This window comes from Brevibacillus sp. MCWH (genome assembly GCF_013096935.1).
Lineage (GTDB): Bacteria > Bacillota > Bacilli > Brevibacillales > Brevibacillaceae > Brevibacillus > Brevibacillus aydinogluensis.
In genome coordinates, this window is the sequence record NZ_SDLF01000001.1 from 1 (window position 1) to 13,473 (window position 13,473).

The 13,473-nt window shown below is 55.2% G+C and carries 10 protein-coding genes and 1 rRNA gene; all 11 read right to left on the bottom strand.

Features of this window, described 5'->3' with window-relative positions:
* Positions 1–329, bottom strand: a 16S ribosomal RNA gene (locus tag ETC00_RS00005); the annotation flags it as partial.
* Between the two features lie 711 nt (positions 330–1,040).
* Complete coding sequence (locus ETC00_RS00010; RefSeq protein ID WP_171563883.1) at positions 1,041–2,138, bottom strand: HD-GYP domain-containing protein; 1,098 nt, start codon at positions 2,136–2,138, stop codon at positions 1,041–1,043.
* A gap of 174 nt (positions 2,139–2,312) precedes the next feature.
* Positions 2,313–4,811 carry a DNA gyrase subunit A gene (gene gyrA, locus ETC00_RS00015; RefSeq protein ID WP_171563884.1) on the bottom strand — a complete coding sequence of 833 codons (2,499 nt, stop codon included), beginning with the start codon at positions 4,809–4,811 and terminating at the stop codon, positions 2,313–2,315.
* A 105-nt stretch (positions 4,812–4,916) separates the two neighbouring features.
* A complete protein-coding gene (locus ETC00_RS00020; RefSeq protein ID WP_171563885.1) occupies positions 4,917–5,459 on the bottom strand; it encodes a YdbC family protein in 543 nt (180 codons plus the stop codon).
* A gap of 101 nt (positions 5,460–5,560) precedes the next feature.
* The gene (locus ETC00_RS00025) at positions 5,561–6,748 is read right to left on the bottom strand and encodes an MFS transporter (protein WP_171563886.1); all 1,188 of its coding nucleotides are present in this window, start codon (positions 6,746–6,748) and stop codon (positions 5,561–5,563) included.
* A gap of 215 nt (positions 6,749–6,963) precedes the next feature.
* Positions 6,964–8,889: a DNA topoisomerase (ATP-hydrolyzing) subunit B gene (gene gyrB, locus ETC00_RS00030; RefSeq protein WP_171563887.1), complete on the bottom strand. Its 1,926-nt coding sequence runs from the start codon at positions 8,887–8,889 to the stop codon at positions 6,964–6,966.
* A complete protein-coding gene (gene remB / locus ETC00_RS00035; protein WP_171563888.1) occupies positions 8,889–9,173 on the bottom strand; it encodes an extracellular matrix regulator RemB in 285 nt (94 codons plus the stop codon). The genes gyrB and remB overlap by 1 nt, the downstream gene beginning before the upstream one ends.
* Before the next feature lie 12 nt (positions 9,174–9,185).
* Entirely contained in the window at positions 9,186–10,304 is a 1,119-nt protein-coding gene (recF, locus tag ETC00_RS00040) for a DNA replication/repair protein RecF (RefSeq protein WP_171563889.1), read from the bottom strand.
* A 16-nt stretch (positions 10,305–10,320) separates the two neighbouring features.
* The gene (gene yaaA, locus ETC00_RS00045; RefSeq protein ID WP_029100576.1) at positions 10,321–10,536 is read right to left on the bottom strand and encodes a S4 domain-containing protein YaaA; all 216 of its coding nucleotides are present in this window, start codon (positions 10,534–10,536) and stop codon (positions 10,321–10,323) included.
* Positions 10,537–10,567: 31 nt separating this feature from the next.
* A complete protein-coding gene (gene dnaN, locus ETC00_RS00050; protein ID WP_171563890.1) occupies positions 10,568–11,707 on the bottom strand; it encodes a DNA polymerase III subunit beta in 1,140 nt (379 codons plus the stop codon).
* A gap of 214 nt (positions 11,708–11,921) precedes the next feature.
* On the bottom strand, positions 11,922–13,283 hold the full coding sequence (gene dnaA / locus ETC00_RS00055; protein WP_171563891.1) for a chromosomal replication initiator protein DnaA: 1,362 nt from the start codon (positions 13,281–13,283) through the stop codon (positions 11,922–11,924).
* Positions 13,284–13,473: the final 190 nt, after the last annotated feature.

Here is a 13,473-nt window from a genome sequence, read left to right on the forward strand (position 1 = left end):
TCCCAGTGTGGCCGGTCACCCTCTCAGGTCGGCTACGCATCGTCGCCTTGGTAGGCCGTTACCCCACCAACTAGCTAATGCGCCGCAGGCCCATCCGCAAGTGGTAGCTTGCGCCACCTTTCCGCACTCTCTCATGCGAGAGAGTGCCCTATCCGGTATTAGCGTAAGTTTCCCTACGTTATCCCGGTCTTGCGGGCAGGTTGCCTACGTGTTACTCACCCGTCCGCCGCTAACCTGTCTGGAGCAAGCTCCAGACAGGCCCGCTCGACTTGCATGTATTAGGCACGCCGCCAGCGTTCGTCCTGAGCCAGGATCAAACTCTCCAATAAAGTTGAGTTGAATCGTTAGCATTCTTTAAAGAGAAAGGAATTGCTAGGCTCGTTCGACGCATTCGCTGTTCAGTTTTCAAGGAACATTTCCAGTTGGTCAGCCGCCCAATCATCAGCGGCGACAATTCAACATTGTATCAGTCATTCAACACGAAGTCAAGAGTTTTTTTATCAATCGATGTTCTTGCTTTCTTGCTGTTCGCCTCTCGTTTGAAGCGACAAGAAGTATACTAACACGTTTGCTGGATAAACGCAATAGAAAAATTTATAAATACATCACTTTTTTCGCCCTTAATAAAAACGTCTGTCATACACGCTATACAAAACAGAGGAACGGATCTCTCCGTTCCTCCTTGACTGAAGACAAACGGTTCATTGTATAAGTGTCCATAAGAAAATGATTTCCAGGCCGAAAGGCCTGCCCATTCATCATCCGAAGCGGAAGACAATGTGCATCGCATGGCGGGATGGGCCAAGCGAGCTCCTTTGACGACCGACTCAGCGGAAAAACGAAGACACGGGAATCAACAGGGGACACAAGTCTCACTTCATCGAAACACCCAGATGTTTGTCCCCTGCCCGCGTCTCGTTTTGGAGCGGACTTCATCCGCTTCTTTGCTGGGCGTCAAGCGAGCGAGCGGGCCCGATCTCCCATGCGCCGCGGACTTTGTCTACACGCTGAGAGGAACGGATCTCTCCGTTCCTCCGTGACTAACACTTGATTACCTTAACGATGGACAAGTGACGCGATTCTGCCAGGTTGATGATCCGCCCGCCCGTCTCCACCATGGGACGTGTCGGTTGGCTGCGGTCGGTAAAGACCACCTTGCCGATGCTGCCGTCGCTCAATTCCACAATCGTTCCAACAGCTAGACGGGTAATGCCGTTTACAAATGTAAGTACGATATACGGATCCAGTTTGCCGAAGCTTTCCCGCAGGAGTTGTTCCGTCACCAGATAGGAAGGGATCGCCCTTTGGTAAACGCGATCAGAACACATCGCATGATAAACATCGGCGACGGCCACAATTTTGCTGTACAGATGCAGCCTATTGCCCGTCAACCCCAGCGGATACCCCGAGCCGTCCTCCCGCTCGTGATGCTGCAGCGCTGCCAGGGCCACGCCTTCGTTCAAGCCTGGAGAGGCCTTGATAATCTGGTACCCATACACCGTATGCTTCTTCATCTCCTCAAACTCGTCCCGGGTCAGTTTGTCCGGTTTTTGCAAGATCCGGCGGTCAATCCTGGTTTTCCCCACGTCCAAAAGCGTTCCGGCCAGCGCGATTTGCATCCATTCCCTTTCTGGAATCTTCATCCATTTGGCAATCATGTACGAAATCAGACCGACCGCGATCGAATGTTCGTACGCATAGCTGTCAACACGGGACATGCTGTTCAGGGTAAACAGGATTTCCGGCTGATCCTGAACCTGCCGGAGCAGCGGCGCAATCACTTCCCGCACTTCCATGACGGGAATGTTCTGCCCCCCTTCCACCCCTACCAGCAAATTTTTCAAAGCGGCGACCGCCTTGTTGAACGACTGTCGAAACGATTGCTTCTCGCTGCTCGTCTCTTCGCTGACCGGCTGTGCTTCAGCCGGCTGATCATCTGACCATTGAATGCCCGCCGCATGGTCGTCCTCCACATGCACCTGCTCAATCATGAACGCTTCGAGAATCTCCCATTCTCTCTCGTACAAAACAGTCCCTTTGGGAAAAAGCAAGCCACCCAACGCCGTGGTTACATCCTCTGCCAGCTTTACGCCAACTGTTGCATTCTTGCCATGATTCTTCACATGAATGATGGGCAATGTTCCACCCTCCGCATCGGTTTATTGTTACTGTTATAGTACTCTTTTCCCATTTTCATGGCAATGAAAATTCATTTTATAGGAAAATGCGATCAAATTTCCACGAAATAAGAAAAAAGGAAGGCGTTCCAGCATAGTGGAACAACCTTCCCATCTATCCAATCTGCAAAACGATTATTCTTGCTCCTCAGGCTCGCCGGCAGACTGGTCTGCTTCCGGCTGCTGCCCTTCATGACTGCCGTCATCCTCGTCGTCGCTTGGCGGCACTTTGGCCACGGAGACGACCTGCTCGTTTTCAGCAAGGCGTATCAGTTTGACGCCCTGAGTGTAGCGGCCCATTACCGAAATGCCTTTGATCTCGGTGCGAATAATGATGCCGGACGTGGTAATGATCATCAGGTCTTCTTCCGGTTCGACCACTTTCAACCCGACAACGTGTCCGCTACGTTCCGTGACGTTGTGCGTCTTGATGCCTTTGCCGCCGCGGGACTGCAGGCGGTACTCGTCAATCGGGGTGCGCTTGCCGTAGCCGTTCGCCGTAACAATCAGCACTTCCGCCCCCGGCTTCACGACATCCATGTCGATCACGTCATCGTCCTCGTCCAGCGTAATGCCCTTGACACCGGTCGCGCTTCGGCCCATCGTCCGCACATCGCTTTCCTTGAAGCGAACAGACATGCCGTTGCGGGTCCCCATGATGATCTCCTGGTGGCCGTCGGTGAGGCGAACGCCGATCAGTTCGTCGTCTTCCCGCAGGTTGACGGCAAACAGGCCGCCTTTGCGAATATGCTCAAACGCCGACAGCTCGGTCCGTTTGATAATTCCCTTTTTCGTAGCGAAGAACAGGTAGGCGTCTCCGCCCAGTTCCTTGACGGGGATGACCGCGTTGACCCGCTCGCCTTTTTCGATCTGGATCAGGTTGATCACCGGAGTGCCCTTGGCTGTGCGGCTCAGGTCCGGAATCTCGTACCCCATCAGGCGGTATACCTTGCCCTTGTTGGTAAAGAACAAGATGTGGTCGTGCGAATTGGTGATGTACAGGTGTTCGACAAAGTCGTCGTCCTTGGTGCCGATGCCCTGTACACCACGGCCGCCCCGTTTCTGCGCACGATAGGTGGAGACGGGCAGGCGCTTGATGTAGCCGTCATGGGTCAGCGTGATGACCACGTCTTCTTCTGGAATCAGATCGGCATCCTCAATGTGCTCTTCGTCATATGTGATGACGGTCCTGCGCTCGTCGCCAAACTTCTCCTTGATCTCCAGAAGCTCTCCACGGACGATCGCGTAAATCTTGCCTTCATCGGCCAGAATGGAGCGCAGTTCGGCGATTTTCGCCAGCAATTCCTGGTACTCGTTTTCGATCTTTTCCCGCTCCAAACCGGTCAGGCGCTGCAGGCGCATGTCGAGAATCGCCTGAGCCTGTTCCAAGCTCAATCCGTAACGGGACATCAGTCCGTCGCGGGCCTCTTCTGCCGTTTGCGATCCACGGATCAGGCTGATGATCTCGTCGATGTGGTCCAGCGCAATTCGCAGCCCTTCCAAGATGTGAGCGCGGGCTTCCGCCTGCTTCAACTCGTACTCGGTCCGTCTGCGGACGATCTCCCGTTGATGCTGGAGGTAGTAGTACAACATGTCCCGCAGATTCAACACGCGTGGACGGTTGTCCACCAGCGCGAGCATGTTGACCCCGAAAGTGCTCTGCATCTGGGTATGCTTGAACAGGTTGTTCAAAACGACTTTGGGGACCACGTCCCGGCGCAGCTCGATGACGATCCGCATCCCTTTGCGGTCCGACTCGTCGCGCAGGTCGGTGATGCCGTCGATTTTCTTTTCCCGTACCAGCTCGGCAATTTTTTCGATCAGTTTGGCCTTGTTGACCTGGAAAGGTATTTCCGTCACGATGATGCGCGGTTTCCCTTTGTCTTCTTCGATCGTCGTTTTGGCTCGCATGATGATCGAGCCACGGCCCGTTTCGTACGCCCGGCGAATGCCGCTGTAGCCGAGGATTTCCCCGGCAGTCGGAAAATCGGGCCCCTTGATGATCTTCATCAGTTCCTGAACCGTTATGTTCGGATTGTCGATCATGGCCACGACGCCGTCAATCACTTCGCTCAGGTTGTGCGGAGGAATGTTGGTCGCCATGCCCACGGCAATCCCCGCCGAACCGTTTACCAGCAGATTGGGAAAACGGGACGGCAGTACGACCGGCTCCTCTTTTCGGCCGTCGTAGTTGGGTGTAAAGTTGACAGTCTCTTTATCGATATCGCGCAGCAGTTCGAGAGCAATCTTGGACAGGCGGGATTCGGTGTACCGCATCGCCGCTGCCGGGTCACCGTCCACGGAACCAAAGTTGCCCTGTCCCTCGACCAGCATGTAGCGCATGTTGAAGTCCTGCGCCATCCGAACCATCGTTTCGTAGATGGCAGAATCCCCGTGCGGATGGTAGTTGGCCATTACTTCACCAACGACGTTGGCCGACTTCCGGAACGCTTTGTCCGGCGTCAATCCCATGTCGTGCATGGCATACAAAATACGCCGGTGAACCGGCTTCAGCCCGTCGCGGACGTCTGGCAACGCCCGGCTGACAATTACGCTCATCGCATAGCTGATGAACGACTCTTTCATTTCCTGGCTAATATCAACTTTGGGAAACCGAGCTGTTTCTTCTGCCATAAAGGGTAAACCTCCAACTGGTTATCGCAATACGTAATTATACCATACAGAAAGAGGTCACGTCCAAAATCTCTCGCAAACGCATTGCGTCACCAGTCTCCTGTCTTACGGCAGCACCAGCCAGGCATCCTCCAACGGGGCGATGATCGCCCCGGATGTCCCCTCCCGGTCCGGTTGGGCAGCATCCCACACCGTCGCGATGAGAAAACGCCCCCCATCCTTCACGGCTTTTCCCGCCACACCGGCGGCAGCCCCCGGCCAACCCGCCAGGCAGTCCGCTTCTGGCAAAACAGGCCGCTGTTCCAGCCGCAGCCATTTCCCAACCGCCAACGCGTCGAGCACGTTTTCCATCGTCCCCGGCATGTCGAGAACGCGTTCATAGAGCTCCACGCGGATGCGCTCATACGTCTGCTGCTGCCTGGTTTTGGCAAAAATCGGGTCGTGGTGGTTCGCCATAAACGCCCGGTAAGCTGCTTCATCCCGCCAACAAGCGAGAATGACAGCCTCGGCCGGGTCGCTGACATTCCACCCGCCGGCCTGGCCGAGAAAGCCGTCAACCTCCCTGACGGCTCTCCACTGCTCCTGCCCCCGGGAAAAGAACTGCTGTTGGCCCTCCCTCACCTGACACGCAATCCATTTGATGAGCATGACACACCCCCCGCTTCTTTTGTGTCCTGTCACACAGGCCAATCACCTACAGACGGCCGTCTGTTCATAATACCGGTGCTTGCAAAAAAACCCGGACCATCTCAGGACGAACCGGGTTGCAGATGGGAATGTCGACGCCGCTCCTTGATCACGTACGCCAGATAGATGATCAGATAGAGTAAAATTACGATGACGGAGCAGCGATACATCAGGGCAAAACCGATTGCTTTGGCGACTGCGCCCAAAAGCATCGCCCCCGCTCCGATCCCCAGGTCAAACGCGGAAAAAAAGGTGCCATTTGCCGCCCCTCGCCGTTCAGGCGAAACGCGGTGGATGGTCCAGGCCTGCAGCGACGGCTGAACCGCGCCAAACCCGCTGCCAAACAGGATGGCCGCTGCAATCAGCCCAAAGGACGTCGTGCTGTACGACAAAATCAACAGACCCGCAGCCATCACAATACCGCCGGGCAGCAGCACCCAGAGGTGCCCTTTTCGGTCAAACAGTTTCCCGGCAACCGGCCGAATCAGCATCAGCGACAGCGCGTTGAACAGGAAGAACAGACCGACATTGCCGATCCCCGCTTCCTGGCGGAACAAGGTGATAAAACTGACAATGCCGCCGTACGTGACGCCCAGAAACAGCACCAGCAGCGACGGAAACAGCGCTTTTTGCTCCACCAGTCCACTTCGTTTTGTCTCAGGCTGCCGCCGACCGGCGCCGGCCGGTGCTGCCATTTTCACCGGTTTGGACAGGAGCATGGCCAATGCGGTCAAAACCGACGAGATCAAAAACAGCCAGCCAAATCCGAACGATTGCGCCAGCCACAGCCCCACCAACGGTCCAAGCGCCATCGCCAGGCTGCTGAACATCCCGAAATACCCCATTCCTTCTCCTCGCCGCGCAGCCGGAATCAGATCGGAAGCGATTGTGCCGAACGTGGTCGTGGCAATTCCCCAGCCTATGCCATGCACAAACCGAAGCCCCAACACGAGAGCGACCGTCGCCATCCAGTAATAACCGGCCACGCACAGCAGAAACAAGGCAAGCCCCACCAGCAAGACCGGCCGCCGTCCGACCGAATCCAGCGCTTTCCCGGCAAACGGACGAACGATCAGGGCGGACACCGTAAACAGGCTGACGACCAGACCTACAGCCAACTGGTCCCCGCCCCGTTCGGTCACAAACAGCGGAAGCGTCGGAATCAGCATCTGAAACCCGACGAAAAGAAAAAAATTGGAGAACGCCAACAGCACAAAATCTTTCGTCCAAAGCGGTTCCGTTTGGTTCATGGTTTCCCCTCCAGCGAGTAGGATATATCACTTACAATACATTATTATTTTGTAAGTTTAAAAATGTCAACGTACGAAGTGCAGCGTCATCGCTGTCGTCTCTGCCCAACAAAAAAAGCCTGCCCCATTTGGGACAAGCTTTTTCGGTTTGCTAAACATACGCATGCCGGCCTTACAAAACAGGTTCCATCTATCCGGCATGGTAAATCGTCTCCTTAAATGTCCAGATCCCGCACCGTGGCAGCATACTGCTCGATAAACTCGCGCCGCGGCTCCACATCGTCGCCCATCAGGGTTTCGAAGACCATGTCGGCTTCCATCGCATCTTCCAGACTGACCTGCAGCAGAGTGCGCACCTCGGGGTCCATTGTCGTCTCCCAGAGCTGGTCCGCATTCATCTCGCCCAATCCCTTGTAGCGCTGAATGCTTGGTTTGGGGGTGCTCTTCAACGTGGCCAGAATTTCGTCCCGCTGCTTGTCGTTGTACGCGTAGTAAATCTGCTTGCCCTGCTTGATGCTGTACAGCGGCGGTTGAGCGATGTAGATGTAGCCCGCCTCGATCAGCGGCCGCATATAGCGGTAAAACAGCGTCAAGAGCAGCGTCCGGATGTGCGAACCGTCGACGTCTGCGTCCGTCATGATCACGACTTTGTGGTAGCGGGCCTTGGAGATGTCAAAATCTTCGCCGACACCCGTGCCGAGCGCCGTGATGATCGCGCGAATCTCGTTGTTGGCGAGAATCTTGTCAAGACGGGATTTCTCCACGTTCAACACCTTGCCGCGCAGCGGCAGAATCGCCTGGAAGTGGCGATCCCGCCCCGCTTTGGCCGAACCGCCCGCGGAGTCCCCCTCCACGATAAACAATTCGGACTCGGACGCGTCCTTGGACGAACAATCGGCCAATTTGCCCGGCAACGCGCTTACCTCCAGTGCGCTTTTCCGCCTGGTCAGCTCGCGCGCCTTGCGCGCCGCTTCCCGCGCCCGCGCCGCCATCAGCGCTTTTTCCACAATCCGCTTGGCTACCGCCGGATTTTCCTCCATAAAGGTGGCAAAACGGTCGCCGAATACGGACTCGGTCACACTGCGCGCCTCGGAATTGCCCAGCTTCGTCTTGGTCTGCCCCTCAAACTGCGGCTCCGGGATCTTCACGGAAATGATCGCCGTAATCCCTTCGCGCACGTCATCACCAGACAGGTTGGGGTCCTTTTCCTTCAGGAAGTTGAACTTGCGGCAGTAGTCGTTGATGACGCGGGTAAGCGCCGTCTTGAAGCCGGACTCGTGCGTCCCGCCCTCGTGCGTGTTGATGTTGTTGGCAAAGGAGTAGATGTTGCTTATATAGCTGTCGTTGTACTGGATGGCTACTTCTACGTGCAGCCCGTCTTTTTCCCCTTCACAGTAAATGACTTCTTCGTGCAGCGGTTCGCGGTTCTTGTTCAAGTACTCGACAAACTGCACGATCCCGCCCTCGTAGTGGAACGACTCTTCCCGCTCCTGGCCGGGCCGCTCGTCTTTCAACGTGATGCGCAGCCCTTTGTTCAAAAAGGCCAGCTCGCGGATGCGCTTCTGCAGCACCTCGTAATCAAAAACGGTCGTTTCGGTAAAAATAGTCGGGTCAGGTTTGAAGGTGACCTTGGTACCGGTTTCTGTGGTTTCTCCGACAACCGCCAGATCTGCCTCCGGGACCCCGACGTTAAAGCGCATGAAGTGGACCTTGCCGTTCTGTTTCACTTCCACTTCCAACCACTCGGAGAGCGCGTTCACCACCGAGCTGCCCACGCCGTGCAGACCGCCTGACACCTTGTACCCGCCGCCGCCGAATTTCCCCCCGGCGTGCAGGACGGTCAAAACGGTCTCTACGGTCGATTTCCCGGTCTTTTCGTGGATGCCCGTAGGAATCCCCCGTCCGTTGTCCGTCACGGAGACAGAATTGTCCGGGTGAATCACCACTTCGATATTGTCGCAGTATCCGGCGAGCGCTTCGTCGATGGAATTGTCGACAATCTCCCACACCAGATGATGCAGACCGCGGCTGCTGGTTGACCCGATGTACATCCCGGGCCGCTTGCGCACCGCCTCCAAGCCCTCCAGCACCTGGATCTGACTGGCGTCGTAATTCGTATCCTTTGTCGTTACCTGGTCCACTACTCTGTCAACTCCTCCACTTCAGCTTGTACGGGAACCTGCTCCAAGCTGTCCACGAACTGAGCGCGTCGCTTTAGCGTCAGGGAAGATATGGGCGAACAGTAGACGGCATCCTTGGTGATGACATACGATTTCGTCTCCTCCACACCCTGGTCCACCACCATGTTGCGACGTGCCTGCAAAAACGCCTGGTTCACTTTTGACGATTTGACAGACTGGTGGTCGAGAATCGAAATTACGTCCTTGGTGCTCACCACAGTATCGCCACCAATGTGTATAAACATAACCTGTTCTCCCTACCTTTCCCCGGAGATTTTCCCTTCCCGCACGTAAAAACGCGAGGCTTGCTGGAGAACCTGATGTTTTAAGCCTTCCACACCCGTGGTGCTTACAAACGTCTGAACGCGATCTTGTATGGTTTCCAACAGCAGCGTCTGCCGATGTTCATCCAATTCAGACAGCACGTCATCCAACAGAAGAACGGGGTACTCGCCCACTTCTTCCTTGATCAGCTCGATTTCGGCCAGTTTGATCGACAGCGCGCTGGTCCGCTGCTGTCCCTGAGAACCGTACGTTTGTACGTCCATGCCGTTTACTTTCAGACTGAAATCGTCCCGGTGCGGCCCGATCAGCGTGCTGCCCCGGGCCATTTCCCGGTCAAACACCTCTTCGTAGGCGGCCAGCATCGCTTCAACCGCCTGCTCTACGGCCATCTCTTCCGTCACCGGCGAACTGTTCTCATAATGCAAAGAGAGCGTTTCCTTGCCGTCGGTAATGCCGGCGTGGATCGAGCGAGCCCACGTTTCCAGCTTCCGAATGAACGAAAAACGCTTCCGTAACAATTTTACCGCTAATTCTGCCAATTGGGTATTCCAAATTGCCAGCATTTCCAGCGAGTTACTTTTCTTCATCGCCAGGTCTTTCAGCAGTTGATTGCGCTGGGCCAGCACCTTGTTGTAATTGCTCAAATAGTACAGATACGTCGGAGACACCTGGCCGATTTCCATGTCGATAAACCGGCGCCGTTGGGCAGGCGCCCCCTTGACCACTCCCAGATCTTCGGGGGCGAACATGACCACGTTGAGTGCTCCGACGTATTCGCTTAATTTTTGCTGTTCCATCCCGTTGATTTTGGCCCGTTTTCCCTTGGCGGTCAACTGCAGCTCCAGCCGAACAGGTCCGGTGCGGCGCTCGACGTCGCTGCGGATGGCGGCAAAATCGGCATCCCAAGCGATCAGTTCCTTGTCCCGGGACGTCCGGTGGGATTTGGCCAGCGCAAGAACGTAGATGGACTCCAACACGTTGGTCTTGCCTTGCGCGTTGTTGCCGATAAACAGCTGAATGGGGCCGTCAAACGTGAGGGACAGCGCGTCGTAATTGCGAAAATGAGTTAGCGACAGGTTCTTGAGAAACAAGAATCAGGCTCTCCTCTCAGCGGCGCACTACTTTGAACCGGCCGTGCCCTTCGACCGTCACCTCATCGCCGGGATACAGCTTGCGGCCGCGCCGGTTTTCCTCTTCGCCGTTGACCAAGATCGGCACTTCGGCGAGAAACGCTTTGGCCATCCCGCCGGTGTCGATGATGTCGGCCAGCTTGAGGAACTGGCCCAGGGCGATGTACTCGGTTTGAATGGACACCTCTCGCATGGATGGGCTCCTTTCCTTTTCCAAATACTACCTAGTAGGTCCGGACCGGCAGGATCAGGTGAAGCATCCAGTCATGATCGGTCGGACAGATGACAAACGGGCTCATCGGGCCGGTAAAGCTGGCTTTGATCTCGCTGCTGTCGATGGAACGAAGCGCGTCAATCATGTACTTGGCGTTAAAGGAGATTTTCAGATCCTCGCCGTTGAGCGACTTAGGCGCGACAATCTCCGTCACCTTCCCGATCTCCGGCGCGTTGGAGGTGATCTCCACGCTGCCGTCCGGCAGTGTCATCAGGCGCACCACGTTGGATTTGCCCTCGCGGCTCAACAGGGATGCGCGCTCGATCGACTGCAGGAATTCCTTTGTGCTGACCGTGATTTCCGTCTTGCAGCCTTGCGGGATGATCCGGGACGTGTCCGGATACGTCCCTTCCAGCAGACGGGAGTAGAACAAAATGTGCTTCGACTTCACCAGGATCTGGTTGTCAGCCACGACGATGTCGACCGGATGTTGGTCATCATCCAATATTTTGACCAATTCGTTGCAGCTTTTACCCGGTACGACCACATTGTGGAAGGAAAGCTCTTCCGGGCACTCCACCATCGCCGTGCGGCTGGCCAGCCGGTGGCTGTCAGTCGCGACAAATTTCAATTGGCCGCGGTCCAGCGACCACATCAATCCGGTCAGAATCGGCCGCATTTCAGACGTGGACACGGCAAACACAGTCTGGCGAATCATCGCTTTCAACAAATCGCCCGGCACGCTGAACACCTTGTCCTCTTCCAGCTGCGGCAGCTGCGGAAATTCGTTTGCGTCCATCCCGTTGATCGTGAATTCCGCTTGGCCGGAACGGATTTGCGTCACCAGACGGTCATCCACCATGATGTGAATTTCATTGCTCGGCAGTTTTCGTACAATTTCGCTGAAAATGCGAGCAGTCAGCACAATGCTTCCCGGCTGGTGAACAGTTACCCCCCATTCGTCTCCTTCCTCCGTGGGGATGAGCACTTCAATGGAGACGTCGGAATCACTTGCGGTCAGCGTCAGTCCCTCTTCATCCGCTCTCATCTTGATCCCGGTCAGGATCGGAATCGTCGTCCGACTGGATACTGCCTTGCTGACGTGCGAAACGGCGTTCACCAGTCTGTCGCGTTGAACGGTAATGTGCATCACCGTAAACCTCCCTTTTTCCTGCCATCTCGTTTTGGGCCTGCTGTGCATAATGCCCGTGTCTCTTTCATATCTTATTAGGATCTATCTTTTTAACAGGAGTAGTACTAGGCCCTGTGGGTTTGTGGATATCCCCAATTCTGACGTAAAAGATAGCCTATACACATGTGGGTAAGTTGTGTATAGGCTTTTGGCGTTATTCACAATTCACAGGTTAGTGGTTGGCTTTCAGCTTTTCGATCAACGATTGGATCGTCGTCTGGAGCTGCGGATCGGTCGCAAGCGCTCTGGAAATCTTTTCGTGCGCGTGAATGACCGTCGTATGGTCGCGGCCGCCAAACTCGTCGCCGATTTTGGGCAGCGAGGCGTCCGTCAGCTCGCGGGACAGATACATCGCGATCTGTCGTGGAAACGCTACCGATTTGGTCCGCTTTTTCGCCTTGAAGTCTTCCAGCTTGAGGTTGAACGCTTCGCCGACTGCGCGCTGGATGTCCATGATCGTGATCACCCGCGGACGGGAAGACGGGATGATGTCTTTCAGCGCTTCCGCCGCCAGATGGGTGTCGATGTCGCGGTTGATCAGGGACGAGTACGCCACGACGCGAATCAGTGCGCCTTCCAGCTCGCGGATGTTGCTGTCGATCTGGTTGGCGATGTAAATCATGACTTCGTTGGGGATGTCCAGGTTTTCCGCTTTGGCCTTTTTTCGCAGGATGGCAATCCGCGTTTCCAAATCAGGAGGCTGGATGTCCGTGATCAGTCCCCATTCGAAGCGGGAGCGAAGGCGATCCTCCAGCGTGGGGATCTCTTTCGGCGGACGGTCGGAGGAGATGACAATCTGCTTGCTCTCCTCGTGCAGCGCGTTAAACGTATGGAAGAACTCTTCCTGCGTCTGCTCCTTGCCGGCCAAAAACTGAATGTCGTCGATCAACAGCACGTCGACGCTGCGGTATTTGTTGCGAAATTCAACAGTCTTGTTGTCCCGGATCGAGTTGATAAACTCATTGGTAAACTTTTCCGACGATAGATACACCACTTTGGCTGAGGGATTGTGCTGAATCACGTAATGGCCAATGGCGTGCATCAAGTGAGTCTTCCCCAATCCGACTCCTCCGTAGATGAACAGCGGGTTGTACGCCTTGGCCGGCGCTTCTGCCACGGCGAGCGATGCAGCGTGGGCAAACCGGTTTCCGGAACCGATGACGAACGTGTCAAACGTGTACTTGGGATTCAGGATGCTGGGAGGCTGGTCATCGGTGTTGGCTGGAGGAGCGGATACTTTCACTCGGGGGGCCGGCTGTTCTTCGGCAAAGGCGCCGTCCGTATTTTGCTGGACGACGAAAATCACTTTCATATTTACGCCGGTAACCTCATAGAGTGTATCGGTGATCAATTGAGAGTAGCGAGTTTCCAGCCAGTCCCTGGCGAAGTCGTTGGGCGCTATGACAATCAGCGCGTCCTCCTCCAGTGTGCTCGCTTTGGTCGCCTTGAGCCAGGTATCAAAACTTGGTTTGCTGAGCGATTTTTCTATTTTGGCGAGTACCTTTCGCCAGAGCTCGCTAATCGCTGCATCCAACCGGAATCCCTCCTTTCAGGCAAACGAATATGAAATGATGAATGAAAAGATTCAGAATGGCGGATGACCAATAGGATAAATGTTCAACACAAGTACAGCGTGTCGACTGTGGATAAAATATAGTCGAAAAATAGGGATTTCGCGCAGAGAAGCGAAAAAAAGTAGACGTTATTCGCATCATTGTGAATAC